Raw genomic sequence first — 24,241 nt, 5'->3', positions numbered from 1 at the left:
GAACCCCGGTCAGATTCCCGAATTGTTTAAACGGATTCCTCGTCACCGGTTTCGTCCTCTTCTGGAATGTCGATATCCCCGCTGGCGGCTTGCTCCAACGCCGTCCGCAGTTCCGCCGAAAGCTTCTTTTTGAACTCCGCTTCGCTCGTCTCCCCGAGCAGTTGCAGAACCACGCGTTGCGGGACATTCATGATGTTTTGTTGAATCGTCGCCATGACGGCGGTTTGCACCCGCTCAAAATCCTTGATTGGCGCAACCTCGCCTTTGGCAATGGACAGTTCCAGTTCCGCCTTTTCCATTTTTGCCAACGCCGTGCGCCGCTCAATCTCTTCCATGTCGGTTGATTGGCCGGTTGAAAGCGCGTCAACCTGCGTTTTGATCCGCCACGCAATGACCGCCTTCAATGAGAATTCCCACTCCACGCCACGCCCGCCGACCTTTACAACCGGCATACCATCCTTTCGCCAAGCGTCGATTGTCGGCAAAGCCACGCCCATAGCGGCGGCAAGCCCACTTCGGTTATACGTGTCAGACATGGAAAACTGCACCCTTGGGTAATAGTAAAGTGGTAGTTTTTACACCACCCAGATATCAAACGGCGCGAAGCCTTGGCCCCGCAAGCTATCCCGCCGCCGGAAGGACCCTTTTTGATATTTTGTTGCGTGTTTTGCTTGACAAACGCAATTTCTCACCATTGGCGTCGGCAAACGACTGCGATGCCTTGGGTTCGCGCAACATTTTGTTGCTTGGTTTCTCAATATCGCAGCAGATTGTTCGCACAGTCCTATCCGTGATCGAGAATAGTTCGGCAATCTCACTTGCCCGCATGCCTTCGGCGTAGAACTCACGCACCATGCGATCCCGGTAAGAACGATAGATTTCACGGCATGATTCGAGGCGCAGCAATGAACCACCGAACGCCTTCGACAACCGGCCCGCCACTGCGTACCCCAACAGCTTCGATAGCGCGTGATCCGGCTTCAGACGGCTTATCGTTGGGACATAGGCCATGATGTCGTACCGAACGGTTCCGTCGCCGTGGTTGCGCCGCTCGTAGCGCGGCAACGCACCGACAAGGAACAGCGCCTTATCGCGGCCAATGATCCTTGCAACCTCTTCCACGTTCGTCGGTAGTGCGCGCATTGCGTTGCCCCATAGGTAATTACCTGTATTCTACGGGGGCACGGACGGCGCAAACCGTTGTCCGGCGCGGCTTCGCGCGCTTTCGGCCCGCACAAAAGCAAAGCCCCGAACGGACAAATCCAATTCGGGGCTTTTCCTACGGGTAAAAGTGTTTTCCCGCGTTTTCTCTATCCTGCGCTTGCAACCAGTGACCGTGGCGGCTTGTATGCGGGGCACGCTTCGCCATCGTCAGGCCATACCGCCATGCGGCTTGTATATCGAACCATGACGCACGCCGGGAGCAGCGCCGCCACGTTCGGAATGTCCGCGCGGCATTGACCCGGCTCTTTGCGCTTCACCCGACCCGTTGGCGTCCGCTCGAATACTGCTTGGCTACACGTTCCGCACCTTTGTTTCATCGCGCGCCGCCAGTCAGCTTGCGCGCCGTACAGCCGAACCACTCGCCAACCTTGCCCATGCTGCAACCGGCAACGCTAGCGGTCGGCGCGCCGCCGTGCGCGGGGATAGCCGCGTTGTGCATCGCTTCCGCGCCGTATCCCGCCGCCACCATCGCGACCGCCATCGCGCCGCCGCCAATCCACGACCGAACAGCCTTCATCGCGCCAACCCTCCGAACTCGCCGCGTACACGGCACTTGAACCAATGGCCCGCCAGCTTCACCAGCAAGCGCGGCGAGCCGATCAATACGCCCGCGAACAAACACACGTCCAGCATTTACTTTCCACCCTTTGAAGTTGTCCAATCGCCGGTCAGATAGCGAAGGAATTCCGCCTTTGCCCGCTCGATACGCGCCGCACTTTCCGCCGCCGCGTCCGCCTCGCGCTTCTGCGCGTCCGTCATTCCGTCACCCCCATAACGTCGCCAATCAGATCGCGGCGGCCCGCCAGCGTTCGCGGAACATACCCCGCATCAATCAACCACCACGAAACCAACTCCCGAACCGTCATGCCCGCCAGCAGCGCCGCCAGCTTGACCGCCTTCGACTTCCACAGCCTCACAACCACCGACCGCCAGCGCTGCGCGCCATACGCCCATTCGCCCGCCTCGCTCAATTGATCCGCCACGTAATGCCGCAACTTCGAATCAAACCGCATTGCCACCTTGGCGGCGAACAGCGCGCGTGCCTTTTTGTTTCCGATCATTGACCCTTTCCCCGTGTCGTTACTCTCACCTGGCCGATGCTCCCTTTGATCTTTACCCAAAGGTCAATTATATCCTATCAATTACCTGACGGGAATCCAGCTTCGCATCTGCTCCGCGTTTCTTCGGGCGCGGCTTGATGGTCTTTGCGGGGCGCGCCAAGCCTTCCGCCTTAAACACGTCCTCGCCCGTCATCGCCTCATGCACGAACGGGCGGCAATAGCGCGTGTATCTGTGCGCGAACTCCGCACGGTTGATTCGCAACAGGTCCGCCCACAGCATCAAGTCAACTTCCGGCAATGCGGACGTTCCACGTTCCACCTGACTAACCATCGTCGGGGCCGAATAGTCCAACTCAACGCACATATCCAATTGCGTCATTCCGATATCCTCGCGCCGCGCTTGCAGGATCGCGCCGAAGCGCTTGCGAAGGATTGAAGCGGTCGAATCAATTTGCACCGTCACGTCAATAACTCCCTTTACCTGAATCGAAAAAAAAAGAACCCGGCCAATTACCTTTTGGGAAAAGTGTTTTGCCGGGAAAATCGCATCATTGCGCGTCAGACCGCGCCGGCACCGATATCGACATTGCCCGCCGTATCAATCCGAATGTCAGCGCCAGCACCTTGCGCCAAGCGCTCGATTTCATCCGGGGATAGCGCGAGCGGCACCAGCCCCGAGATATACGCCCCAATGTCCGCCGCAACGTATAGGTCCGTTCCGTAGGGCCACGGGGAACCGTCATCGCGCCGCCGAAGAAAGAACGCGCCGCCGTTTCCAACTCGCGCAACCGGGAGCGAATCGAAGAACAACGGGAACGGGCCATTTCGAAGCGTCGCGCTAGCCGAAGCGCCAACCCAACGGTCAATCACCTTGCTAGCGTGATCCGTCGCCGCGCTCCAACTATCGGCTTGGTCGGGCACGCCCTCACGGTCATAGTGCTGGCCTTCGCGCCACGCAGCACGCAGAAATGCGAATAAGTCGCGCACGTCCACCGAAACCATGTATTCCGCGTCCGGGTCCGCCGCCGTCATTCCAGATTCCCCGTGATCGTGACGTTGCCGTTTATCGTGATCGACACGCCCGCCAGCGCTTCCAGCGCGAGCGATTCACCTTGCATGGCTTCAATCCGGGTAGTTTTGCTACCACCCTTTACCGCTTCGCGCGCGACTTCCGCCAGCGTGCGGATTGCGTTGACCGCGTTTTGCGCTGGCGTTGCACCGGGAGCGCCCACGCTCGACCATTCCGGCACGAACTCACGCAGCGCCTTGACGACTTCCAGCCACGCCTTAGCCTGTTCCGCGTTGTACGGCGGTTCGATTGCCGCGCATATGCACGCGTCCGCGATTCTCGTTCGTTCCGCCAGAAGCGACGCGACCGTTACCGCGAAGTCGCCCGCCAGTTCCCGGCGAATGTAGTCCGAATATTGATCGTTGCCCGCGAACGTGCGAACCGCCACAACCAGCGCCTTGCGCGCGACCTCGATATCACCAACCGTCATTTCACCAACCTCCGAAGTAATTCAACAACGCCAGCCCACGCCAGCACACAACCACCAACAACCGCCCACGTCATTCCGAACCCCCGCTTATCGTGTAGACCGCCAGCCGCCGCCACTCATACCCGAAGCCCGACCCGCCGCGCTTCGTCCTCAATTCCGGTTCCTTGAATACTTGCTTGCTCGCCTTGCCCGCCTTCACCAGCTTTTCCAGCCGGTAGCGCGCCGCCGATTCGCTGATCCCCTCGCGCTTCGCATACAACTGGACGGTCACGCCGCCCGCTTCGATTGCCTTCGTGCTTTCCAGCGCCTTCGCCTCTTCTTTCCGAATCCGCGCCACGTCATCAGCCAACCAACCCATTCGCAAACCTCCGTTCGATTGGCCCGCCAGCGCGGCGGGCCGGTTGCCACTCACTAAACCCGCAACCCGAGCCGCGCCGCGTCATACATTTGGCACGCCGCAGTCCACGCGTTACCGAACTGCTGTTTCTTCGACACTTCCGCGCCGGTCGATTCGTCCGTCACGCGGTAATCCATGTAGCCCGCATGCCAAACCTTGAATTGACCCGCGCCGCCCTTGAACTTGAACCCTTCCGGGTGAACCGGAATCGCCTTCGCCTTTGCCATTTCGTCCGCCTTCGTTGCGTTACCTGAAGGTCAAACTATACCACGTCGATTCCCTTCGGGTAAAGATACTTTCCCGCGAAAATCGCATCATTGGCGGCGAAGCAATCCCCACGTCACACCGCATTCAACCCGCGTTTTGAGCGACACAAGCCGCCGCGACAAGCGCACGTCCTCGATACCGGCGCGAAGCGTTTCCCCGATCTTTCCCGAGACTTCCGCCGCCCGCTCGATCAACGCATCCAGCGTTCCGAACTCGTTAAGCCAGCGTGTCGCCGTGACCTTTCCGCAACCCTTCAAACCCGGCACGCCGTCCACCTTGTCCCCGTTGAGCGCGAGCCAATCAAGGATTTGCGCCGCCCTGATCCCCGCGCCGAACTTCTTTTCAATCCATTCCGCGCCGCGCCACTCCGCGCCGAAATGGTCATACACGCGCGCACGGTGCGCCGTCAGCCACACCAAATCCTTATCCCCGGAAAGGATCGTGATTCGAGCAGGATCACGGCCCGATTCGATCCAGCGCCGAACCACTGTCCCAATCACGTCATCCGCTTCGACGCCGGGAACCGCCACGGTATGCACGCCCAACACGCCTTCGACGCGCTCACGCAACGGCGCAATCATCGCCTTGAATTCGGGCGTGCTTTCTTCGCGGTTCGCCTTGTATTCCGGGTAAAGCGCGTGACGCCAGTTCTTTCCGCCAGCATCGAACGCCACCAGCGCATGCGTTGACGGGTGTTCGTCAAATGCGCGGCGCAACGATTGCAGACTGGACCGCGATGCTTGCTTGACCTTTTCCGCCTCGATCATTGGCGCGCCGCCGTTGACCGCCTCATAAACCCGGCGCACGACCGAATGACCGTCCACCAGCAACAACGTTGATTCACTCACTCACAACCCCCGAACATTCGAGAATTTCACGCAGCGGCGCGGCAAGCCGTTCCGCCAGCACTTCGCACGCCGCCGCCAGCGCGTCGAACTGCGCGCGGGTCAACGTGTGCGTCACAATCTTTTCCGGCGCGGGCGGCGGGACCGGCCAAACCGCATCGCCCGATGCGAAGAACGGCGCAAGCGATTTCCGGTTTTGCGACAGGTACGCGAAGCACCACACATATTCCCCGTCAACCAGCCGCCCGATTTCCTTTAGGTATCGCCTATACCGTTCCGGCGCATATGCCAGCACCTTGCACGAATCGCCCGTGAGAACCCCGCGATGCTCGATACGCCGCATTTCCAGCGCCATCGTTTCAATGCTTTCCTCAACGGTCCCGTATGACGTTCGACCGCGCGAGCCGAATGACCCGATGGTTGGCATTCGCACGGTTAGCCGGATCGAATCGCCAACTACCATCTACCAACCATCCCGCCGACCATCGCCAGCCGCTTCGTGATCGACGCCGCCCAAAGCGCCATGTAATCCGCCTCATTGAAGCGCACGGCACGATGGTATTCACGGACGCACGCGACCAATTCACGGCGGTTGACTTGCTTCCGCGTTTCCTGCATCAAAACGCCGTTCGACGTGTACCCGGCCATTACTTCACCCCAAAAAAGTCAATCGGGCCGGATTCCGCCAAGCCATCTAGGAACTTCCCGCAAGCCGCCTTCACCGCCTCGCGCGTGGTTTCCTTCGGTAGCTCGCCAATCTCGATCAACGCCGCCAGCGCCATTTCCGCTTCGTCCCTATCGAACGACTCACGCGCCGCCACAATCCATCCGTCAATCCATGCGTCAATCCGGCGCTTCGCGGCTTCGCCCGTTTCGACCGTGGCGCATTGAAAGCCGTCATCAAGCGCGAAGATTCCAACGCCGCCGCACAGACCTTTCGCCACTCGATAGCCGCGATGCGTGAAGCCTTCCAGCGTCCGCCCCTTGTCGAGCGCTTCCGCGTCCGCAATCGCCCGGTCAGCGCGAGCAATGACCGCGTTCGCGCGCTTCGTCGCGCCGTCAATCGCCTTGGCTTCCGCAATTCGATCTTCCGCGCGCGTATGTTCGTGTTCGTTCGTCATTTCCATTTCCGGCATTGCCGCCCATTGGTTATCGCTTTTCAGCATGGTTGATAGTGCGATGGTCCGCGCCGACGCTTGACCAGCTTCGCGCCCGCCGTCCCGGTAAATGCGCGAGCGGATCGCGTCCGCGTTTTTGCAAATCGTCGCGATGCGCGAGCGCATCCAGTTCGCGTCCGCCGTGATTGCTGCGTTGGGTTGCAGCTTGCGCAATGCGTCGATGCGCGCCGCCTGTTCCGCGTTGACCTTCACGCGCCCGAGAATGTGAAACGCGTGGTGCTTGAGCGTCGCGCACTCTTCGACCGTCATAGCCTCTTCGTTCGAAGGAATGCCCGCAACGAATTGATCCGTGCCTAGAACCGCCTTTGCGCGGTCCAGCATTTCTTGCGCCGGGATTGCGCCGCGCTGGATCGGAACAATGAGATTGCACCCCGTACCGATCAACGCCAACAGGCGTTCCCGATACTGACCGATCAATCGAAGGGTTTCGACTTGATCCCCGACCGCATCGGGCGCGACCACGTAAAGCCCAGGTATCCCCGAATCGCTTTCCGCCATTTCCGCAATGGTTTCGTATGTCGCAAGCACCTTGTCAAAGTCCATCGCCTCGCCCGTTCGGAACGCCGTGAACGCGCCCGAATCGATGAATACCGCGCCGCCGCTGGCAAGGTATTTCGGAATCGTCATCAGCTTTTGGACGGTTTGCAGTTCGCCCGCCACCGCGCCGAACGGCACGCCCGCATCAATGGCGGCTTGCATATCCATCTTTGACGACATACCCGAGCGGAACGCGTGCTTGAACATGGTCTAGACTTTTCTCTTAGGTAAAACAGGGAACCCCGATTATTCCACAGGTGTTCCCTCTAGGTAAAGGTCAAATCGTGACGAATTCCGGCTTGTCCGCCAGCCCCAACTTATGCATTCGAACCTGTTCCCACACGGCATAAGCGGCGTTCCACAGTGCGCGCTTGCGCTCGCGCGGGTAACGCATGCCTTGATCGAACTCCATGTGGCACGCGTAGCACGCGGGCACCGTGAATTCGTCGGGAACCTTTAGGCCCATTCCTTTCCCTTCGTTCCGATGCGCTGGCACTACCGATTCATGTTCGAAGCCGCGCGCCATACAGCCGGGGAGCCGTAGGTAACACTGTTCGCCGCGACACGCCGCCAGATACCGCGCATCGTTACCCTTGGGTTGCTTCGGGCGTGACCGTTTAAACGTTATGCGCTTCGCGCGAGTCGGGGCCGGTAACGGCTCGCCGTGCTCGTCCACGTCGCCGGGATTGAACACGCGCACGCCGCCGCGCACCGCGTCCGCGTCAACGTCGCGATAGACCCCGTGCGGGTCTTGATGGTCCAGCGCGTGCGCCTCGCCCGCTTCGTCAATGAATACCGCGCCGCCAGCGTGCTTCCGCTTGAACCCGGATTGTTTCAGCCCGCCGCCCTTGTTCTGGAATCCCTTGCCGGGGGATAGACCCTTGTACACTTTCCCCGGCTTCGGCTTGAATCCGCTACGCCGCAGCACGCGCGCCGCCACCCATCCGACCAACCAGCACCATCCCCCGGATCGCATGGCACACAACCGGGTCCGCAGCGGGCCACCATCCAGCGTCTAGCACGTCCTCAACTTCGCACGGCAAATGCGCGTCCGACCGCCAAACAATCCGAATGTCCTTCGTCCCCAAGCCAGCTTTCACGTTGATGGTTGAATGAACCAGCACGCCCGAATCAACTAGCCGGTCAACATGCGAACGAACGGCGCGTTGTGTCAGACCCGCCAGCGCCGCAATTTCGCCATTCGTTACCGGGCGGTTTTCCCGCTCGATAACGCGCAGAACCTTCAAGCGCGATTCGTGCGGGCCGCACTGGCCCCACACGTCCGCCAACTTCAACCGGCGCGCCGTCATGCTGCGACCCTCCCCGCCGTGACCATGTTGTGCATTGCCGATACCGTCACCGGACACGCGACAGGCCACCACTTGCCCGCGATTTGATCCGCCAGCCGTTGCTTACGCGCCGCCGCCTTCGCCGCGTGCGCCGGGGATTGATATTCCTCCGGGGCGTTATCGCCTTCCCCGGCCTTGTAGAAGTTGACCCGACCGAAGCGGCGCGATATGTGGACCTCTTGCCCGAATCCCTCAATGCACATTTCCGACAGCGCGGAACGCACGGTCTTTTCCGGCGCGTTCAATTCCGCCACGATTTGCGCCGTGCTGCGTTCCTTTTCGTCCTGCATCAGTTCGGCAATGCGTCGAGCTATGGAAACGCGCGCCGTTTTAACTTCCGCCAGCGTTGCGCCGACCCTCACCGCTTCCGCTGCCGTTGTCGGCGCACCGAACAGCACATACACAATCGCATGGTTCCGCCCCTGCGAGCCGACGACGCGAAGGATTTGACCCATACCGGGGCGCGACAGATCGCGGGCGGCGGCTTGAATCGTCTTGCGCACCGCGCCGGGAATGGCGTCAACGATCTCGTCAATCGTGCGCGGCTTGCAATCCTGCATCAATGCCTTGACCTTAACTTTCGCGCTCATGCTTCAACCTCTTCGTTTCGTTTAAACACAGTTCCCGCCTCGATCCGTCTATGCACTTCGTCACGCGCCGCCATGACCATCCGGCGCGAACAGATTTCCAGTTGCGAATCGTGAAGCGACACAGCAAGGCGAAGGTCAACAATCCCGTCGCCGTCCAACCCCCAACGGCCCGTTTTGTCGGCGCGGTCACGCATGCGAACAAGCGCCTGAATTGCGCCCTTGAACGCATCGATGCTTTCCGCGCCAGCGCCCGATTCCGCCAGCACAATCCCGATGTTCATGGCGCATGCGAGCGTGGAAAAGTGCGTTTCGTCGCCGTGACCGCGCTCGATTTGCGACAACGCGACGTGATACGCAATCCCAAGCGTGTTGCGCTGCGTGTCGTCCATGCCCTGTTTGCTGAAAATCAGATTCATGCCCGCGTTCATTCGGGACACGCCGCGCGTGCGGCGGTTTTGCGGGCTTCCCTTGCTGCGCTTCTTCACCCTCAAATCTCCGTGACTTCGATTCCGTGAACTAACTTCATCATCTGGCGCTTGAACCGGTACATATCCGTTCGCATGCCCTTAACGTCCTCAACAACCACCGCTTCCCGCTCCATGTCCCGATAAACAAAATCGGCAACGTAGAACCGGGCGCGCAGCTTCTCGCCTTCGACCGTGCATGACTCCGCGATTTGGTAGCGAACTTGCATGCGAAGGTCGCGAATCAGACCGCGCGCTTGCTTGTCCCGTAGGTAAATGTAGCGACGACGCTCTTTCATCGAATCGAACTTGATCCCGTCCGCTTCGCATTCGATGTTCCGATACTTCGACTTTTTCGCCTTCTTCGCCGGAACCGGTTCCATTTTTTCCGGCGCGAGACTTGCGGCGCGCTGCGCCAGCAGTTCCCGCGTGATTTCGTCCTCGAACTGTCCCGGCGCATATGCGACCACTTCACGGATTCGAGCCGTTCCGATATGCGTTTGACCCGGCTCCACCGCCATGCCCCAACTTGCGCGCTGCATTGCCATACGTTCCCGCTCCTGTTTTGCGGCGTCCTTCCACTCTTCGAACGTCGCGTTGTCGATACTCATTACGTTTCCCGCTAGGTAACTGCGAAGTCAAATTCTGACACCCTTGGGTAAAGCTAGCCAGGAGCAAATATAGAGCTTTTCCTCTAATTCTCCCGGCCCCTACCGAAACGCGATGCGGACATTCCCGACCGTGCATGTCGGGCGCAACACCGCGAGAAACGCACGGAAACCACCCGCCAGCCGATTGTTTCCCCTTGGGGAATATCTTGGACGCACCAATACACCGCCAGCCCGTCACAGGGCCGCTAAACGCTTTTTGCCTCGAATTTCCCGATATTGCATTTCATCCCACCCGGAACGAATACCCAAACCGGCTTGTGATCGCAGTTCCGGTATCTGAGCTTGTGCATAGGGCGCGAAACGAATTCCGCGCTGCGCGTGTGCTTGCAGTTCCGGCAAACGCGTTCGGTCACGTCCGCCGCCGCGTTGCTCGTCATGACGCCAGCGCCTCCGTTGCGATGCGGATTTGATTCGCGTCAACCTGTTCCGGGTAATCCTTCGCCCGCTGCAACAGACGCCGCGCCCAATCTCGATTCCCGCCCTTCATCGGACGCAGCAAGCCCGATGCGCCAAGGTTGGACAGTTGCTTGCGCCCATGCTCGCGCGTCGATTCCGCCGCGCCGGGGGCCGGTAGCTCCATGATGCGTTCCGGCACGGGTTGAATCTTTCCGCTTGCGAGCACTTGCGCCAATGCAGCTTCGAAGCGCGGGAGCAACGAAGTAACCGAGCCTTGAATCATGTCGTGCTCACCGATCTTTCGCGCCGCCCAAAAAATCGCCGGGTTCGTCCAAACATCCTTTCCGAACTGGCGCTTGCGCATTTGCTCGATTGCCTCATACAGCGCCGCTTGAGGATTGATCGCCGGTCGGCATGCTTCCGCGAACTCGCCCCATACCGGAACGAACCGGGCGCGCTTGCATGCCTTTACGCCGCGTTGAATCTCCGACCATGTGAACCCGGCTTCGCGGATATCGTCGCCCCACTGAATCCGCATGTTCGCAAGCACGGCGTCCGCCAGTTCGGAACCCGCGCCGCGCCCCGCAAACTTGCTCACCAGCGCATCAAACCCGAACGCGCCCGCGAACTGCGCGAAGATGAATTCAACCGCGCCTTCCACGGAATCAGGCCGGGGAAGCCCGCCGCCGTCATTGCCAATTTGCGTGACCGTCAATTGTTCGCCCGTCATCCTTGCCCCGTTTGAGTTGATTCGCCGCCGAAGGGAACAGCGCGCCAAATGCACGCTCCGACTTTCCCGCCGCGTCCGCCGCGCCGCCGCGTGGTGCGTCCGTCCGGTTCTGATTCCGCCAGTAAGCCGCCGTGAACGCCTTCCAGCCCGCGCCCGCTGCGTACTCCACGGCTTGCGCCGGGGTCATGCCGACTTCGGCGGCTTGCGAGCAGTGCCGCGCCCACGCCGTTTCCGTGATTGCCGAATCTCCCCGCGCCGTCATCCAATCCGCCGCGTGTCGCTCGTCAACGCCCTTGTCGACCAGAAACGCGATGCCGTCGATTCGCGCCCGTTCCGCCTTGGTCACTCGCTTCGCTTTCGGCGGGTTGGATGCTGGCGATTCATCGCCAGATATACCGTTCCCTACTGTTCTTACTGTTCCATACTGTTCTGTGTCCCGTTTTTGGGACTGTTTCGGCGGAAAAACGGTACTGTTTCGCGGAAAAACGGTACTGTTATCAGGGAAAAACGGAACTGTTCCGTTTTTGGGACTGTTCGGCTCTTGGCGCGGGCCGATAGTCACGGGCACGCCGCGTTCCAGATTGATGCGATAGACCACGATTTGCGCCGTCACGCCAACCCGCTTTCCCGTGTCGATGATCCAGCCGGAATCCCTCAACTTGCCGAGATTCGCCAGCACGGTTTTACGGTCCTGCTCCGTCCAGTTGCAGATTGTTTCCGTGGAAACGTAGGACAACCACGTTTCCCCCGCATAGTCCGCCAGCGCCATAAACACCGCCTTAAGACTTCCCTTGCCGAGTGTTTGCGCGCGCGCCCATGTGATTGCGTCGAGACTCATGCGCGCACCTTATGCCGCTTGCTTGAACGTCGAGCGCAGATAAGCCCAATCAACGGACGGGTCCAGCACTTCGCACGGAATCGCGCCGCCGCTTTCGCGTTCGATGTTCACGCACAGGCCCGCGCCGAACGTTTGCTTGGCGCTGATCGCTTTCCGCAGATAGCCAACGGACGTTCCAATGCGCGCCGCGAACGCCTTTTGGTTTTCTGGCGTCATGGAATTGATGAAGTCGAGTAGTTGTTTCACGATTGTTCCCCTTTTTCGTGGTTGGTGATACCATACTTTACCGTTGGGTAAAGCAAAGTGTCAAGAATCGCGTTATGCTTTACCTTTTGGTGTTATCCCAACGGGAATTCCCCGGATGCGCGCATGCCCGCACAATTCAGGCATGAATTAGGAGATTTGAAGCAATGGAAAACCGCTATGAACGCCGCCGCGTGCGCTTGCTGGAACTTCGTGACCGCCTTTGTGACGGTCGGAATTCGAGCCTTGCAAAACGTATCGGGAAGTCTGACAGCTACATTACCCGGATGCTTTGGACCGATGATCGCGAAGGCCGCAAGCGCATTGGCGAAGATATGGTTGCAGAGATTGAGCATGCGCTTGGCGTGCCAACTGGAACGCTTGACAGCAAGCTACCGATAGACACGATCCTTGCGAATCGCGGACAAGTCGAGAAAGATCAAACTGCAAAATTGCTCGCGACGCCGACCGCCGCGCCACTAGCGGCCAGCAGCGCAGAAGCGGGAACCATGATCCCCCTGTATTCGTGGCAGTTGCCGAAAGGGAAAGGCGCTTGGGAAGTGCTCGATTGGATACCCGCCGCCGTTACCGCCGATCCAAACGCGTACTACCTCCGCATGATCGGGCCGTGCATGCACAACCCGGCAGTTGAACCGAGCCTTGCAGACGGGGATTTGCTACTGATCCACCCTGCAACAACCGCGAAGCCGGGGGATTTGGTAATTTTCGTTCGCCCCGGATCGCACAGCATGTGCCCGCGCCAGCTTGTCGTTGACAGTTCCGGCCAATACCTCCGCGCCCTGAATCCATCATGGCCGGAAGGGATTACCCCGCTGGCGAAGGCGCGCATTGTTGGTCGCATTGCGGCAAAGGTCGTGCGGTACTGATGACCCGCTACCCGTAACAGGCCGGTTACTACCGGCCTTTTTTGTGACCGCCTATTGACCTTTGGGTAAAGGTAACGCTATTCTGTTGACCTTTAGGTAACAACCACCGGGAGCCGGGAGCATGAAAGCAATTCGGGAACAGATGACCGCCGCGCGCCAGATCGCGGAATATGCGCGCGGTTGGAACGCCGCGCAAATGGGCCGCGCAATCTCGCGTGACTCCACCCTTGCCGAGTCGGCGGGTTACTTCGACGCAACGAAGCCGGTCACGAAGGAACTGCAATGACAAAGCCTCAACTTTTCGACCGCGTCGCCGCGCTGGCACTCACCAGCGTTTCCGGCTATCTCGCCGTCATTGGCGCAACCTACCAATCCGCCGATCCGTCCGCGCGCGCCGGTTGGATCATTGCCGCGCTGGCGTCAACGTTCGTGGCGCATGCCGCCTTATCGCGTATCCGTGGGCGTGACCGTGGTTCGGTAGCGCTTGGAGTGCTAGCGTTCGTCGTCGCGCTCGCCGTGGTCATGGCAAATCACGTTTCGTTCTTCGTGAACTCCGCGAGCGAAAACACGGACCACCGCGCCGCCGTGTTGCCGGTTCCGGTCATGCCCGCCAGCTATGCGACCGTCGAGCAGTTGGCAACCCCGCTGCGCGACGCGGCGCGCGCTGTGACCGCCGCCAAGTCGCGCCGATGCGTCGAGCCCTGCCCGACCGTGCGCGCCGCCGTCGCCGCCACAACGGACACGCTAGACCGCTTGACCGCGCAGAACGGCGCAAGCCGCCGATATGACGCGGAAATGACCGCCTATAGCAGTTCGGTTGCGAGCGCTCGCGCGGACACGCTGGCGAGCGTGGCGGACGCCTTGGGGATTTCGTCCCGCGCGCTTCGAACCGCCCTTGGCGTTGCCACGGCTTGCGCGCTTGAGCTTGGCGCAATCGCGTTTTGGTATATCAGCGCGCCGACCGTTACCGCGCCCGCTACCGATACCGCGCCGGTTCCCGTGACCGTGACCGCTACCGTAAAGACTTCGGGAACAGCGCCCACGGCGGCGGAACTGTTCACGGGTCCGCGATTCACCGGGCCGCTTCACCTTGAACCGAAGAGGGAAGCGCGACGCGCGCCGATGCCGCCGCCGCCAAAGCCGCGCGTCGCGCCGAGCGCACCGCCGCCAAGCGTTCCGCCAGCACCGACGATGCCGGAACCGGACGTGTGCCGGGAAAGCGCCGGGTCTGCCTCGCGCGATATGGACGCGGACGTTACCCGCGTGATTGCGGCAATCGACGCCGGGGAACTGTCGGTTGGCGTCCGTCGCATCCGTCCGTTCCTTGGTTGCAATCAGGAACACGCCAGCGAAGTGAACAGGATCGCGCGGGAAAAACTCGCCCAAAGATTGACCCAAGGGGATTGACCAATGGGTAACTAACGGGGGACAATGTTTCCCCCGGAGTAAATTTCCGGGGATTCCGGGAGATTTACTCCGCCGTAAGGGAGTCGGAATGTCTGTCAGATTTCGTTATCACTGCCGTTGCCGCAAGTGCGCAACCCGACGTTGCTTTTCGCGCCCGCCCGATCAATACGCGAGCGCGCCAGCGTGCCGCGTGTGCGGCGCTCGTGACTACAGGCTAGACAAATGGATGAACCGGCGCGATACCACGGTAACGCGCTGTGATTGCCGCCAGTACCCGTTCCCGCATCGCCGAGGATCGCTTTATTGTTGGTACAGGGCGGACGGGTCAGACCGCTATCCGGGTGATCCTGATTTTGCAGACCGGGGATATTTCCCCGAAGATCAACCAAGCGCTCACGCAGAAAATTGACATGACCGAGGCAACACAGGCCGCACTGGCGGCAATCGAGATTTACGCGGCGCGCCACCCGCGCCCAACGCAAGTGACCATCGGGCAAGCCGCCGAAATGCTTGGCTTGTCCCGCTGGACCGTGGCGAAGTTGGTTGATATGGGAACGCTCGCGCTCAACAGGTGCGGGCGCATCCCGATTGAAATGGTCGATGCCGCGCGCGCCGCGCTCCCGACGACCGGCAAGCGCTAGATTCGTGCGGCAATGTCCGCCGCCGATTCCCGGTAGTAGGTGTTTTGCAGCGTGCGCAAGTCCATATGCCCGCTGATTTTCGCCAGCGTCATAACGTCCACACGTCGCGCGAGCCGGGTCAACGCTTCCGCCCGCGTGTCGTGGAAGTGCAACCCGGCAATGTCGGGATACAGCGCCGCCAGCCGACCGCGCGCTTTTCGGAACAGGGCTTCCATGCTTGCGGACGTGACCGTAAAGCATCGGTCACGCGCCGCCACGGGCCGCAGCAACCGCGCGGCGTGCCGCGTCAACGGCACTTCGCGGGGCCGACCGGTCAAGTGCTGCATTTTGTGGTTCACACGCGCAACGCGCTTTGTCAGGTCGAGATTGCCCGCGCCAAGCGAAAGCACTTCCCCGGCGCGCATCGCCGTCCGCAACGCGACAAGGAACGCAAGCGCCGTTTCTTGCGATAGGGTCACGGGCGCAACGCCCGTGCGATAGCCTAACTGGCGGCAAATCAACTTCACTTCCAGCGACGTAACGCGCCGGTCACGCGGCGGGCCGTCCACGGGGAGCCGAAACCCTTCCCACGGGTTGCCTTCCATCCAGTGCCATTCCTTGCGGGCGACAGAGAACGCATTGCGAAGCCAGTTGATATCGCGATTGACCGAAGCAGGGGACACGTCGCGCAAGCGCGCGTCACGCCACGCCGCCAAGTCGGGGGTCCGCACGTCCGCCAGCTTGAGCGCGGCGAAGTCGGGAAAGTTTTTCAGCAATGACGCGATACGCAACGATTCAGAGCGCGCGCCTTTCTTCGTGCTCGATACCTCGCGTTCGTATCGTTCCAGCATGTCCCGCACTGTGTAGCGTTCGCCGGGGGATTGCGTGGATTGCAGCCGGATTTCGTGTTCGCGCGACGCCGCCCATGCGCGGGCTTCGCGCTGCGTGCGGAACGTCCGCGAGTCGCGCACGCCCTTAATCGCTATCTGCGCGCGCCAGCCGTCTTTGTAGGGGGTGATTGATGCCATGTTGTGACCGTGGGGAATGCCTTGGGGAATCCGTGGGGAGCCGCGCCAAAGAATATCCCCATTGACCGGGGAGTAATACTGTTCATTCGTACAGTACGACGCGCTGGAAGCCCCGTAGCTACGGGGTTCAACATTCGAGGGGGAATGTTTTAAAACGTCGTGGTGCCGGGGACCGGACTCGAACCGGCAAGCCGTAAGGCGGCGGATTTTCGTCACACCACGTCTTTCGACGCCACACGCCATGCATGGGCGCGCGTTCGTGCGCTGGACTATGCCTTCACCGTCGCTGAGCGCCGCGTAATCTCACGCCGCGCCTCGCCTTAGGCGCCCCCCGTCTAGTCTCTACACCTTCCTGACCACCGCTTTGCGCGGCAGCCGGCTTGGCTCGGCGTTGCCTCGGCGCCTCGCGCGCGACGCGCTTCCAGGCCCAGGGGTTTCGCCGAATTTGAGGGGTTCTGCACCGGCCGTTTCCGGTCGGGCACTCAATCGTTTCTTAAGTCCGCTATGTTTACCAATTTCATCACCCCGGCAGGGCGGACGCGATTCTACCATTGCCCGGCGCACCTCCCAAAGGCGGGACGGGGGACCGCATCCGTCATCTGCCGGTCATACGCATTTTTCATAATCGGCCCCATCGAAAACGTTTACATACGACGCCGGGGCCGATCGCATGACGCCAACCATCAAGGATGTCGCCGCACACGCCGGATTCTCGATCGCCACCGTGTCGCGCGCGATCAATGCGCCTCATACGGTCAACCCCGTCACGCTCGCGCGGGTGCGCGAAGCAATCGACGCGCTGAAGTTCCGCCCGAACCCGCTCGGCCGCCAGTTGCGCGGCGAGCGCACGCGTCTGATCGGCGTGGTGCTGCCCACGCTCGCCAATCCGGTGTTCGCCGAGTGCCTGCAGGGCATCGACGAACTCGCCGCGGCGCAGGGCTTTCGCCTCATGCTGATGACCACGCAGTACGACGCCGAACGCGAGCGTCATGCGATCGAGACGTTGCGCGCGCAACGTGTCGAGGGGCTGATCCTGACCGTCGCCGACGCCGACACCCATCCCCTGCTCGACGAACTCGACGCGGACGGCCCGCTCTACGTGCTGATGCACAACGACACGAAACGGCGCCCTTCGGTGTCGGTGGACAACCACCAGGCCGCCTGCGACGGCGTGCGCATGCTCATCGCGCACGGCCATCGCCGCATCCTCATGCTGGCCGGCACGCTCGCCGCCTCCGACCGCGCGCGCCAGCGCCATGCGGGCTATGCACTCGCAATGCAGCAGGCCGGCCTCACGCCCGCGCCGGCCCTCGAAGTCGATTTCAACGCGCAAGAGCTTGCGCCTTCGGTGCTCGCACATCTGACGAGCGGGCCCGCGCGGCCCACGGCCCTCTTCTGCAGCAACGACCTGCTGGCCATGGTCGTGATGCGCGGACTGCGCCGCGCCCGCCTGCGCGTGCCGCAGGACATGTCGATTCTCGGCTTCGACGGCCTCGCGATGAGCAAACTGCTCGCACCGCCGCTTGCGAGCATCGGCACGCCGAACCGCGATATCGGCTGCGAAGCGTGGCAATGCCTGATGGCGCGCATCGGCGGCCAGTATGCGGGGCCACTCGCCAATACGCTGCCGCACACCTTGCGCACCGGCGGCACCATCGCGGCGATCGCGCACGCGCCGCTCGGCGCGCGTGGAAGCGCGATCGATCGCGGCCTCGAACTCGGCGGCGCGCTCTCGTGAGTCTGTGGCGCGTCTGAGGAACAAACCGAACCAGCCGAACAATCCGGGGCCGTGCACGCACGCGGCCCTCATCCACCAGAACGCTCTCGCAACCGACCTGGAGACCTGCCTTGACCAGCCGACTCGCCTTTGCCGGCCCGCTTTCGCTTGTGCCCGTGCGCGCCGTCCTGCGCACGCTAGCCGCACCCGTGCGGCGCCTGACCCGCTTCGCCCGCTTCTCCCGCGCGCTGCCGCTCGCCGCGAGCGCCGCCGCCCTCGTAGCCGGATTTGCCGCGCCGCTGACGGCGCAGGCCGATCAGACCGCCATCTGCTACAACTGTCCGCCCGAATGGGCCGACTGGGCGAGCCAGATCCAGGCGATCCAGAAAGAGACCGGTATTCGCGTGCCGTTCGACAACAAGAACTCCGGCCAATCCATCGCACAACTGATGGCCGAGCAGAAGAGCCCGGTCGCCGATGTCGTTTATCTCGGCGTGTCATCGGCATTCCAGGCGAAGGACAAGGGCGTGATCACGCCATACAAGCCCGCGCACTGGAACGACATTCCCGCCGACCTGAAGGACCCGCAAGGCTACTGGTTCGCCATCCACTCGGGCACGCTCGGCTTCTTCGTCAACAAGGACGCGCTCGAAGGCAAGCCGGTGCCGCGTTCGTGGGCCGATCTCCTCAAGCCCGAGTACAAGGGCATGGTCGGCTACCTCGATCCGTCGAGCGCCTTCGTGGGTTATGCGGGCGCGGTAGCCGTGAATCTCGCGTTGGGCGGCACGCTCGACAACTTCCAGCCCGCTTTCGAATGGTTCGGCAAGCTCAAGGCCAACCAGCCGATCGTGCCGAAGCAGACCGCCTACGCGCGCGTGCTGTCGGGTGAGATTCCGATCCTGCTCGACTACGACTTCGACGCCTACCGCGCCAGGTACAAGGACCACGCAAACGTCGAGTTCGTGATCCCCAAGGAAGGCACGATTTCGGTGCCCTACGTGATGAGCCTCGTGAAGAACGGCCCGCACGAAGCGAACGGCAAGAAGGTGCTCGACTTCGTGCTGTCCGACGAAGGCCAGAAGCTCTGGGCCAATGCCTACCTGCGCCCGGTGCGCGCAAGCGCGCTCTCGCCGGAAGCGGCTTCGAAGTTCCTGCCCGCGAGCGATTATGCACGCGCAAAACCCGTGGACTTCGCGAAGATGGCGGCGCAGCAGCAGGCGTTCGGCGAGCGCTATCTGCAGATCATGCACTGATACCCCGGCCGATCACTTCCATGCATGACCTCACTTTTCCGCTGCGCTGGCGTGTGGCGCTCATCGCGCCCGCGCTCGCGGTGTTCCTCGCCTTCTGGCTGCTGCCGATGATCGCACTCGTGCAGGTGAGCGCCGACGGACACTTCTTCGAGACTTATCGCGCACTCCTGACGAATGGCCGTTACATGAGGAGCCTTGGCGCGACCATTGCGCTCTCGGCCGCCGTGACCGCGGCAACGCTCGTGATCTCCACGATCTGCGGCCTTCTGCTCGCACGGCGCACGTTCGCCGGGCGCCGCGCACTCGTCGCGCTGCTCACGTTTCCGCTGGCCTTTCCTGGCGTGGTGGTCGGCTTCATGGTGATCATGCTCGCCGGCCGCCAGGGGCTCATCGGCGCGCTCTCGCTGCGGCTCACCGGCGAGCGCTGGGTGTTCGCGTACTCGATGGCGGGACTCTTCGCGGGCTATCTGTACTTTTCGATTCCGCGGGTGATCGTGACCGTGATCGCCTGCGCAAGCCAGCTCGACGGCTCGCTCGAAGAGGCCGCGCGATCGCTTGGCGCGTCGTCGTGGCGCGTGCTGTGCGATGTGATCCTGCCCGCGCTCGCGCCCGGCCTCGTCGCCTCAGGAGCGATCTGCTTCGCGACCGCGATGGGCGCGTTCGGCACGGCCTTCACGCTCGCCACCGACATCGACGTCCTGCCGATGACGATCTATACCGAGTTCACGCTCAACGCGAACATGGTCACCGCAGCCGGCCTCTCGATCGTGCTCGGTCTCGTGACGTGGGCGGTGCTCACGCTCGCACGCAGCGTGACGGGCGCGGCCGTCGCGGCCACGGCATGAGCACGCTGTGGTTTTCGAGGACTCCAGAATGAATTCGGTCGTCAATCCCGCCGCAACGGCTGCGCAAGACATGCATGAAGCGCCCGGCCAGCCGCCCGCCGCGCGGCGGCGCTTCGCCCGGCCCTCGGTGCGCGCATGGATTGCGTGCGCGCAATGGCTCGTCACGCTCGCCACCTGCGCATTTCTCATCGTGCCCGTGGTGATGTCGATCGTCGCGGGGCTTACCGTCAACTATCTTCGCGGCGTCGCGAGCGGCCTTACGCTGCGCTGGCTCGACCAGGTCTGGGCGCAGTATCACGCGAGCGTCTTTCTCTCGCTCGAAGTGGCGGCCGCCACGCTCGTCATCACGCTCGTGACCGGCGTGCCCGCGGGCTATGCGCTCGCACGCAGCCGCACGCGCCTCTCGCGCCTGATCGAGGAATTGCTCGTGCTGCCCGTTGCGCTGCCCGGCCTCGCTTCGGCGCTCGCCCTGCTCGTGGTGTACGGCGGCTTCAGCACCTTTCGCATGAGCGCGGCATTCATCGTGGTCGGCCACGTGGTGTTCACGCTGCCGTTCATGGTGCGGCCCGTGGCAGCCGTGTGCGCGTCGGCGGACCTGCGCACGCTCGAAGAAGGCGCGGCGAGCCTCGGTGCGAGCTTCTGGCAGCGCTTCACGACCATCGTGCTGCCCAATGCACGGCCCGGCATCGTGGCGGGCGCGCTCGCGGTGCTCACGCTTTCGATCGGCGAATTCAACCTCACCTGGATGTTGCACACGCCCGACACCAAAACGCTGCCAGTCGGCCTCGCGGACACCTATGCGTCGCTGCGCATCGAAGTGGGCAGCGCCTACACGATCCTCTTCTTCGTCATGACGATGCCGCTGCTCGTGGCGATGCAATGGCTCGGCGTGGACGTACCCGGCGCCTCGGGAAAGCCCTCTGGCAAGCAGCGCCTCGCAGGCCAGCAAAATAGCAACAAGGATTCCGAATGAAACTCGAACCGATCCCGATTACGCTCACGCGCTGCGCGAAGACGTTTCGCGGCACGCGCGTGCTCGAACCGCTCGACCTCGCGATCGGCGCCGGCGAAACGCTCGTGCTGCTCGGCCCTTCGGGCTGCGGCAAAACCACCACGCTGCGCATGATCGCGGGTCTGGAAACGCCCGACGCCGGCGGCCGTGTGGCCTTTGGCGACGAGGACGTGACCGCGCTGCCGATCGAGCAGCGCAAGGTCGGCATGGTGTTCCAGAACTACGCCCTCTTTCCGAACCTCGACGTGCGCGGCAACATCGGCTATGGCCTGAAAATCCAGCGCGTTCCCGCCGCCGACGCGCGCGCACGCGTGGACGAATTGCTCGCGATGATGCGTCTCGAAGCGCACGCGACCAAGCCCATCAACCAGCTTTCGGGCGGCCAGCGCCAGCGCGTGGCGCTCGCACGCGCGCTCGCACCACGCCCGCGTGTACTGCTGCTGGACGAGCCGCTCACCGCGCTCGATGCGCGCCTGCGCGACACCTTGCGCAGCGAGATGAACGCGCTGTTGCGCGAGCTGGGCGTGACGACGGTCTACGTCACGCACGATCAGGCCGAGGCGATGGAGCTGGGCGACCGCATCGTCGTGATGAGCGCAGGCCGCATCGAGCAGATCGGCACGCCGCGCGAGATCTATTTCCGGCCTGCGAGTCGTGCGGTCGCGCAGTTCGTCGGCACGCTCAACCGGATCGCCGGAGAATGGCAAGGTGGCATGCTGCGCACGAGCGGCGGCGCCGTGCCGGCCGGCCCGTACCAGACGAGCGGCGCCGCCGAGCTGTATTTCCGCCCCGAAGACGCCACGCTCGCCGACCCTGTCGGCGCGCAGCTGCGCGGCGTGATCGAACAGGCGACCTTTCTCGGCGAGCGCACGCGGCTCACGATCGGCGGCGCGGCGCCCGATGCCCTGCTCGTCGACGTGGCGGGCCGCGTCGAGCTGGCGCGCGGCACGCCGGTCGGCATTTCGATTGCCCCTGAAGCGCTCATCGCGCTCGCGTAATTCTTACTCAATGAGGACTACCATGCTGCTCGCCCAGATCAGCGACCTGCACATCAAGCCACCGGGCGCGCTCGCCTATCGCCGCGTCGATACGGCCGCGAGCCTCGCACGCACCATCGCGCGGTTGAACGCGCTCACGCCGCGCCCCGACGCGGTGCTCATGACCGGCGACCTCGTCGACCAGGGCTCGGTCGAGGAATACCGGCACCTCAAATCGCTGCTCGACACGCTCGAGATTCCGTACTGGCTCCTGATCGGCAACCACGACGCGCGCGAGCCGCTGCGCGAAGTATTCGCCGATCGGCCCGAACTGCGCGAAGGCGGCGAGTTCATCCAGTACGCCGTTGACCTCGGCGCGCTACGCGTGATCGCGCTCGACTCCATGCAGCCGGGGCAAAGCGCGGGCACACTCTGCGCGACGCGCCTCGCGTGGCTCGCGCAGCAGCTCGATGCGGCGCGCGGCAAGCCCGTGATCGTCGCACTCCATCACCCGCCGTTCGACTGCGGCATCGGCCACATGGATGCGATTCGGCTCGACGACAGTGCCGCGCAGGCGCTCGAAGCGCTCGTGGCGCACCATCCCAATGTCGAGCGCGTGCTGTGCGGCCACGTGCACCGGCCCATGTTCGTGCGCTTCGGCGGCACGATCGCTGCGGCCGTGCCGGCGCCGGCCCACCAGGTCACACTCGACCTCGCACCCGATGCGCCCTCCACCTTCACGCTGGAGCCGCCCGCCTTCGCGCTGCATCGCTACGATCCGCGGGGCGGGATCGTCACGCATCATGGCTACGTCGATCCATTCGACGGACCGTATCCGTTCTACGAGCCCACGGGCGAGCTGATTGCCTGAAAGCGCGACAGGCGGCCCGCTCCCGGGCCGTCAGCGCGATTGTGCGCGCTCCGGTATGATCGGCACGCTCGAAGCCTGCCTTTCGCATCACCGGGCGCCGCCCGCATCGCACATGTCCACACCTGATTCCGCAACCGCTGGCGCAAGCCAGTCGCTGCGCGGCCTGCTGCTCCTGCTCGCGACCATCGCGGGCGTCACGGTCGCGAACATCTACTTCAACCAGCCGCTGCTCGACGATTTCCGCCAGAGCTTCCCGGCCGGCGCCGCGTGGATCGGCGCCGTGCCGGCCGGCACCCAGCTCGGCTACGCAGCGGGCATGCTGCTGCTCGCGCCGCTCGGCGACCGCTACGACCGCCGCCGCATCATCCTGCTGCAAACCGCCGGCCTGTGCGTCGCGCTGCTCGTCGCGGCCACGGCGCCCTCGCTTGCCGTGCTGGTCGGCGCGAGCCTCGCGATCGGCATCCTCTCCACCATCGCGCAGCAGGCCGTGCCGTTTTCCGCGGAACTCGCGCCGCCCGAGGCGCGCGGCCACGCGGTGGGCACGGTGATGAGCGGCCTCTTGCTCGGCATCCTGCTCGCGCGTACGGCGGCCGGTTTCGTCGGTCAGTACTTCGGCTGGCGCGCGGTATTCGGCGCGTCGATCGTCGCGCTGCTCGTGCTCGCGCTCGTCATCGTGAAAAAGTTGCCGAAGAGCCAGCCGACCTCGACGCTCGGCTACGGCAAGCTGCTCGGCTCGATGTGGCATCTCGTGCTGGAGCTGCCCGGACTGCGTGAAGCATCGGCGACCGGCGCCTGCCTCTTCGCCGCGTTCAGCCTCTTCTGGCCCGTGCTCACGCTGCTGCTCGCGGGCGAGCCGTTCCATCTCGGGCCGCAGGCGGCGGGCCTGTTCGGCATCGTCGGTGCGGCGGGCGCGCTGGCCGCGCCGATGGCGGGCCGCTCCGCCGACAAGCGCGGGCCGCGCGCTGTCATCACGATGTCGATCGCGCTGATGGCGCTCGCGTTCGTGATCTTCGCATTCTCCGGCACGAGCCTGATTGGCCTCGTGATCGGCGTGATCGTGCTCGACGTGGGCGTGCAGGCCGCGCAGATCTCGAATCAGTCGCGCATCTACGCGCTGCGCCCCGAGGCGCGCAGCCGCGTGAATACGGTGTTCATGGTCTGCTACTTCATTGGCGGCGCGACCGGTTCCGCCGTGGGCGTAACCGCGTGGCACGCATTCGGCTGGATCGGCGTGTGCGCAGCGGGCATCGCATTCACGGCGCTCGCCGGCTGGATTCACCATGCAACGCGCCCGCGCATGGGCGCGGGCGCGCGGACTTCTTCCTGAGGGCTGGC

Annotated in this window: 34 protein-coding genes; 11 read left to right on the top strand and 23 right to left on the bottom strand. The window is 63.0% G+C overall.

Going from position 1 to position 24,241, the window contains the following annotated elements; translation table 11 throughout:
* Positions 1-26: 26 nt before the first annotated feature.
* The 22 genes from AB4Y36_RS10255 to AB4Y36_RS10150 all read right to left on the bottom strand — a co-directional run bounded on the left by AB4Y36_RS10255 (position 27) and on the right by AB4Y36_RS10150 (position 12,292).
* Positions 27-536 (bottom strand): terminase small subunit, encoded by a 510-nt coding sequence (locus tag AB4Y36_RS10255; RefSeq protein ID WP_368682906.1) that lies wholly within the window; start codon positions 534-536, stop codon positions 27-29.
* Between the two features lie 85 nt (positions 537-621).
* A complete protein-coding gene (locus AB4Y36_RS10250) occupies positions 622-1,143 on the bottom strand; it encodes a hypothetical protein (RefSeq protein ID WP_368682905.1) in 522 nt (173 codons plus the stop codon).
* A 394-nt stretch (positions 1,144-1,537) separates the two neighbouring features.
* Positions 1,538-1,741, bottom strand: a complete 204-nt coding sequence (locus AB4Y36_RS10245) for a hypothetical protein (RefSeq protein WP_368682904.1) — start codon at positions 1,739-1,741, stop codon at positions 1,538-1,540.
* A gap of 116 nt (positions 1,742-1,857) precedes the next feature.
* Positions 1,858-1,983: a hypothetical protein gene (locus tag AB4Y36_RS10240; protein WP_368682903.1), complete on the bottom strand. Its 126-nt coding sequence runs from the start codon at positions 1,981-1,983 to the stop codon at positions 1,858-1,860.
* Positions 1,980-2,285, bottom strand: a complete 306-nt coding sequence (locus AB4Y36_RS10235; protein ID WP_368682902.1) for a hypothetical protein — start codon at positions 2,283-2,285, stop codon at positions 1,980-1,982. The genes AB4Y36_RS10240 and AB4Y36_RS10235 overlap by 4 nt, the downstream gene beginning before the upstream one ends.
* Positions 2,286-2,352: 67 nt before the next feature.
* On the bottom strand, positions 2,353-2,748 hold the full coding sequence (locus tag AB4Y36_RS10230) for a helix-turn-helix domain-containing protein (RefSeq protein ID WP_368682901.1): 396 nt from the start codon (positions 2,746-2,748) through the stop codon (positions 2,353-2,355).
* Positions 2,749-2,843: 95 nt separating this feature from the next.
* A complete protein-coding gene (locus AB4Y36_RS10225; RefSeq protein WP_368682900.1) occupies positions 2,844-3,317 on the bottom strand; it encodes a hypothetical protein in 474 nt (157 codons plus the stop codon).
* Positions 3,314-3,784 (bottom strand): hypothetical protein, encoded by a 471-nt coding sequence (locus AB4Y36_RS10220; protein WP_368682899.1) that lies wholly within the window; start codon positions 3,782-3,784, stop codon positions 3,314-3,316. The genes AB4Y36_RS10225 and AB4Y36_RS10220 overlap by 4 nt, the downstream gene beginning before the upstream one ends.
* A 70-nt stretch (positions 3,785-3,854) precedes the next feature.
* A complete protein-coding gene (locus tag AB4Y36_RS10215; protein WP_368682898.1) occupies positions 3,855-4,133 on the bottom strand; it encodes a hypothetical protein in 279 nt (92 codons plus the stop codon).
* A gap of 62 nt (positions 4,134-4,195) precedes the next feature.
* A complete protein-coding gene (locus AB4Y36_RS10210; RefSeq protein WP_368682897.1) occupies positions 4,196-4,408 on the bottom strand; it encodes a hypothetical protein in 213 nt (70 codons plus the stop codon).
* 87 nt (positions 4,409-4,495) lie between these two features.
* Positions 4,496-5,296: a 5'-3' exonuclease H3TH domain-containing protein gene (locus AB4Y36_RS10205; protein ID WP_368682896.1), complete on the bottom strand. Its 801-nt coding sequence runs from the start codon at positions 5,294-5,296 to the stop codon at positions 4,496-4,498.
* Positions 5,289-5,648, bottom strand: a complete 360-nt coding sequence (locus AB4Y36_RS10200) for a hypothetical protein (protein ID WP_368682895.1) — start codon at positions 5,646-5,648, stop codon at positions 5,289-5,291. The genes AB4Y36_RS10205 and AB4Y36_RS10200 overlap by 8 nt, the downstream gene beginning before the upstream one ends.
* A gap of 101 nt (positions 5,649-5,749) precedes the next feature.
* The gene (locus AB4Y36_RS10195) at positions 5,750-5,941 is read right to left on the bottom strand and encodes a hypothetical protein (RefSeq protein WP_368682894.1); all 192 of its coding nucleotides are present in this window, start codon (positions 5,939-5,941) and stop codon (positions 5,750-5,752) included.
* Positions 5,941-7,215, bottom strand: a complete 1,275-nt coding sequence (locus tag AB4Y36_RS10190) for a hypothetical protein (protein ID WP_368682893.1) — start codon at positions 7,213-7,215, stop codon at positions 5,941-5,943. The genes AB4Y36_RS10195 and AB4Y36_RS10190 overlap by 1 nt, the downstream gene beginning before the upstream one ends.
* Before the next feature lie 70 nt (positions 7,216-7,285).
* The gene (locus AB4Y36_RS10185; RefSeq protein WP_368682892.1) at positions 7,286-7,936 is read right to left on the bottom strand and encodes a hypothetical protein; all 651 of its coding nucleotides are present in this window, start codon (positions 7,934-7,936) and stop codon (positions 7,286-7,288) included.
* Entirely contained in the window at positions 7,923-8,318 is a 396-nt protein-coding gene (locus AB4Y36_RS10180; RefSeq protein ID WP_368682891.1) for a winged helix-turn-helix transcriptional regulator, read from the bottom strand. Before AB4Y36_RS10180 ends, AB4Y36_RS10185 begins: the two co-directional genes overlap by 14 nt.
* A complete protein-coding gene (locus AB4Y36_RS10175) occupies positions 8,315-8,947 on the bottom strand; it encodes a hypothetical protein (RefSeq protein ID WP_368682890.1) in 633 nt (210 codons plus the stop codon). The genes AB4Y36_RS10180 and AB4Y36_RS10175 overlap by 4 nt, the downstream gene beginning before the upstream one ends.
* Entirely contained in the window at positions 8,944-9,432 is a 489-nt protein-coding gene (locus AB4Y36_RS10170) for a hypothetical protein (protein WP_368682889.1), read from the bottom strand. The genes AB4Y36_RS10175 and AB4Y36_RS10170 overlap by 4 nt, the downstream gene beginning before the upstream one ends.
* 2 nt (positions 9,433-9,434) lie before the next feature.
* Complete coding sequence (locus tag AB4Y36_RS10165) at positions 9,435-10,022, bottom strand: DUF1064 domain-containing protein (RefSeq protein ID WP_368682888.1); 588 nt, start codon at positions 10,020-10,022, stop codon at positions 9,435-9,437.
* Between the two features lie 433 nt (positions 10,023-10,455).
* Positions 10,456-11,208, bottom strand: a complete 753-nt coding sequence (locus tag AB4Y36_RS10160; protein WP_368682887.1) for a hypothetical protein — start codon at positions 11,206-11,208, stop codon at positions 10,456-10,458.
* Positions 11,168-12,046, bottom strand: coding sequence for a helix-turn-helix domain-containing protein (locus AB4Y36_RS10155; protein WP_368682886.1), 879 nt, complete (start codon positions 12,044-12,046; stop codon positions 11,168-11,170). The genes AB4Y36_RS10160 and AB4Y36_RS10155 overlap by 41 nt, the downstream gene beginning before the upstream one ends.
* A 9-nt stretch (positions 12,047-12,055) precedes the next feature.
* Positions 12,056-12,292, bottom strand: a complete 237-nt coding sequence (locus AB4Y36_RS10150) for a transcriptional regulator (RefSeq protein WP_368682885.1) — start codon at positions 12,290-12,292, stop codon at positions 12,056-12,058.
* 164 nt (positions 12,293-12,456) lie between these two features.
* On the opposite strand from AB4Y36_RS10150, the gene AB4Y36_RS10145 reads away from it, so the two are divergent.
* The 4 genes from AB4Y36_RS10145 (at position 12,457) to AB4Y36_RS10130 (ending at position 15,224) form a co-directional block, all read left to right on the top strand.
* Positions 12,457-13,176, top strand: a complete 720-nt coding sequence (locus tag AB4Y36_RS10145; protein ID WP_368682884.1) for a S24 family peptidase — start codon at positions 12,457-12,459, stop codon at positions 13,174-13,176.
* Between the two features lie 121 nt (positions 13,177-13,297).
* Positions 13,298-13,462, top strand: coding sequence for a hypothetical protein (locus AB4Y36_RS10140; RefSeq protein WP_368682883.1), 165 nt, complete (start codon positions 13,298-13,300; stop codon positions 13,460-13,462).
* A gap of 143 nt (positions 13,463-13,605) precedes the next feature.
* Entirely contained in the window at positions 13,606-14,583 is a 978-nt protein-coding gene (locus tag AB4Y36_RS10135) for a hypothetical protein (RefSeq protein ID WP_368682882.1), read from the top strand.
* 257 nt (positions 14,584-14,840) lie between these two features.
* Positions 14,841-15,224, top strand: a complete 384-nt coding sequence (locus AB4Y36_RS10130) for a hypothetical protein (RefSeq protein WP_368682881.1) — start codon at positions 14,841-14,843, stop codon at positions 15,222-15,224.
* Here the strand turns inward: AB4Y36_RS10130 and AB4Y36_RS10125 are convergent.
* A complete protein-coding gene (locus AB4Y36_RS10125; RefSeq protein ID WP_368682880.1) occupies positions 15,221-16,231 on the bottom strand; it encodes a tyrosine-type recombinase/integrase in 1,011 nt (336 codons plus the stop codon). The genes AB4Y36_RS10130 and AB4Y36_RS10125 overlap by 4 nt on opposite strands.
* A 670-nt stretch (positions 16,232-16,901) precedes the next feature.
* Between AB4Y36_RS10125 and AB4Y36_RS10120 the strand changes: the two genes are divergently transcribed.
* The 7 genes from AB4Y36_RS10120 to AB4Y36_RS10090 all read left to right on the top strand — a co-directional run bounded on the left by AB4Y36_RS10120 (position 16,902) and on the right by AB4Y36_RS10090 (position 24,233).
* Entirely contained in the window at positions 16,902-17,969 is a 1,068-nt protein-coding gene (locus AB4Y36_RS10120; protein WP_368682879.1) for a LacI family DNA-binding transcriptional regulator, read from the top strand.
* 188 nt (positions 17,970-18,157) lie between these two features.
* The gene (locus AB4Y36_RS10115; RefSeq protein ID WP_368617773.1) at positions 18,158-19,201 is read left to right on the top strand and encodes an ABC transporter substrate-binding protein; all 1,044 of its coding nucleotides are present in this window, start codon (positions 18,158-18,160) and stop codon (positions 19,199-19,201) included.
* Positions 19,202-19,221: 20 nt separating this feature from the next.
* Positions 19,222-20,046 carry an ABC transporter permease gene (locus AB4Y36_RS10110; protein ID WP_368682878.1) on the top strand — a complete coding sequence of 275 codons (825 nt, stop codon included), beginning with the start codon at positions 19,222-19,224 and terminating at the stop codon, positions 20,044-20,046.
* Between the two features lie 70 nt (positions 20,047-20,116).
* A complete protein-coding gene (locus AB4Y36_RS10105) occupies positions 20,117-21,019 on the top strand; it encodes an ABC transporter permease (RefSeq protein WP_368683073.1) in 903 nt (300 codons plus the stop codon).
* Complete coding sequence (locus tag AB4Y36_RS10100) at positions 21,016-22,056, top strand: ABC transporter ATP-binding protein (RefSeq protein ID WP_069268165.1); 1,041 nt, start codon at positions 21,016-21,018, stop codon at positions 22,054-22,056. The genes AB4Y36_RS10105 and AB4Y36_RS10100 overlap by 4 nt, the downstream gene beginning before the upstream one ends.
* Before the next feature lie 22 nt (positions 22,057-22,078).
* The gene (locus tag AB4Y36_RS10095; protein WP_368606294.1) at positions 22,079-22,906 is read left to right on the top strand and encodes a phosphodiesterase; all 828 of its coding nucleotides are present in this window, start codon (positions 22,079-22,081) and stop codon (positions 22,904-22,906) included.
* 112 nt (positions 22,907-23,018) lie between these two features.
* Positions 23,019-24,233 (top strand): MFS transporter, encoded by a 1,215-nt coding sequence (locus AB4Y36_RS10090; protein ID WP_069268203.1) that lies wholly within the window; start codon positions 23,019-23,021, stop codon positions 24,231-24,233.
* The last annotated feature ends 8 nt before the right edge of the window (positions 24,234-24,241 follow it).

This window comes from Paraburkholderia sp. BR10936, assembly GCF_040965735.1.
Lineage (GTDB): Bacteria > Pseudomonadota > Gammaproteobacteria > Burkholderiales > Burkholderiaceae > Paraburkholderia > Paraburkholderia nodosa_A.
Note: the sequence above shows the minus strand (reverse complement) of the source record. Positions and strands in the feature narration are given on the sequence as shown.

Coding starts and splice junctions, on each gene's coding strand:
- AB4Y36_RS10255 (WP_368682906.1), bottom strand. CDS start 536: ATGTCTGACACGTATAACCGAAGTGGGCTTGCCGCCGCTATGGGCGTG.
- AB4Y36_RS10090 (WP_069268203.1), top strand. CDS start 23,019: ATGTCCACACCTGATTCCGCAACCGCTGGCGCAAGCCAGTCGCTGCGC.
- AB4Y36_RS10105 (WP_368683073.1), top strand. CDS start 20,117: ATGCATGAAGCGCCCGGCCAGCCGCCCGCCGCGCGGCGGCGCTTCGCC.
- AB4Y36_RS10245 (WP_368682904.1), bottom strand. CDS start 1,741: ATGAAGGCTGTTCGGTCGTGGATTGGCGGCGGCGCGATGGCGGTCGCG.
- AB4Y36_RS10180 (WP_368682891.1), bottom strand. CDS start 8,318: ATGACGGCGCGCCGGTTGAAGTTGGCGGACGTGTGGGGCCAGTGCGGC.
- AB4Y36_RS10210 (WP_368682897.1), bottom strand. CDS start 4,408: ATGGCAAAGGCGAAGGCGATTCCGGTTCACCCGGAAGGGTTCAAGTTC.
- AB4Y36_RS10200 (WP_368682895.1), bottom strand. CDS start 5,648: ATGGCGCTGGAAATGCGGCGTATCGAGCATCGCGGGGTTCTCACGGGC.
- AB4Y36_RS10175 (WP_368682890.1), bottom strand. CDS start 8,947: ATGAGCGCGAAAGTTAAGGTCAAGGCATTGATGCAGGATTGCAAGCCG.
- AB4Y36_RS10120 (WP_368682879.1), top strand. CDS start 16,902: ATGACGCCAACCATCAAGGATGTCGCCGCACACGCCGGATTCTCGATC.
- AB4Y36_RS10240 (WP_368682903.1), bottom strand. CDS start 1,983: ATGACGGACGCGCAGAAGCGCGAGGCGGACGCGGCGGCGGAAAGTGCG.
- AB4Y36_RS10160 (WP_368682887.1), bottom strand. CDS start 11,208: ATGACGGGCGAACAATTGACGGTCACGCAAATTGGCAATGACGGCGGC.
- AB4Y36_RS10165 (WP_368682888.1), bottom strand. CDS start 10,022: ATGAGTATCGACAACGCGACGTTCGAAGAGTGGAAGGACGCCGCAAAA.
- AB4Y36_RS10095 (WP_368606294.1), top strand. CDS start 22,079: ATGCTGCTCGCCCAGATCAGCGACCTGCACATCAAGCCACCGGGCGCG.
- AB4Y36_RS10145 (WP_368682884.1), top strand. CDS start 12,457: ATGGAAAACCGCTATGAACGCCGCCGCGTGCGCTTGCTGGAACTTCGT.
- AB4Y36_RS10110 (WP_368682878.1), top strand. CDS start 19,222: ATGCATGACCTCACTTTTCCGCTGCGCTGGCGTGTGGCGCTCATCGCG.
- AB4Y36_RS10125 (WP_368682880.1), bottom strand. CDS start 16,231: ATGGCATCAATCACCCCCTACAAAGACGGCTGGCGCGCGCAGATAGCG.
- AB4Y36_RS10235 (WP_368682902.1), bottom strand. CDS start 2,285: ATGATCGGAAACAAAAAGGCACGCGCGCTGTTCGCCGCCAAGGTGGCA.
- AB4Y36_RS10155 (WP_368682886.1), bottom strand. CDS start 12,046: ATGAGTCTCGACGCAATCACATGGGCGCGCGCGCAAACACTCGGCAAG.
- AB4Y36_RS10190 (WP_368682893.1), bottom strand. CDS start 7,215: ATGTTCAAGCACGCGTTCCGCTCGGGTATGTCGTCAAAGATGGATATG.
- AB4Y36_RS10100 (WP_069268165.1), top strand. CDS start 21,016: ATGAAACTCGAACCGATCCCGATTACGCTCACGCGCTGCGCGAAGACG.
- AB4Y36_RS10195 (WP_368682894.1), bottom strand. CDS start 5,941: ATGGCCGGGTACACGTCGAACGGCGTTTTGATGCAGGAAACGCGGAAG.
- AB4Y36_RS10225 (WP_368682900.1), bottom strand. CDS start 3,317: ATGACGGCGGCGGACCCGGACGCGGAATACATGGTTTCGGTGGACGTG.
- AB4Y36_RS10140 (WP_368682883.1), top strand. CDS start 13,298: ATGAAAGCAATTCGGGAACAGATGACCGCCGCGCGCCAGATCGCGGAA.
- AB4Y36_RS10250 (WP_368682905.1), bottom strand. CDS start 1,143: ATGCGCGCACTACCGACGAACGTGGAAGAGGTTGCAAGGATCATTGGC.
- AB4Y36_RS10220 (WP_368682899.1), bottom strand. CDS start 3,784: ATGACGGTTGGTGATATCGAGGTCGCGCGCAAGGCGCTGGTTGTGGCG.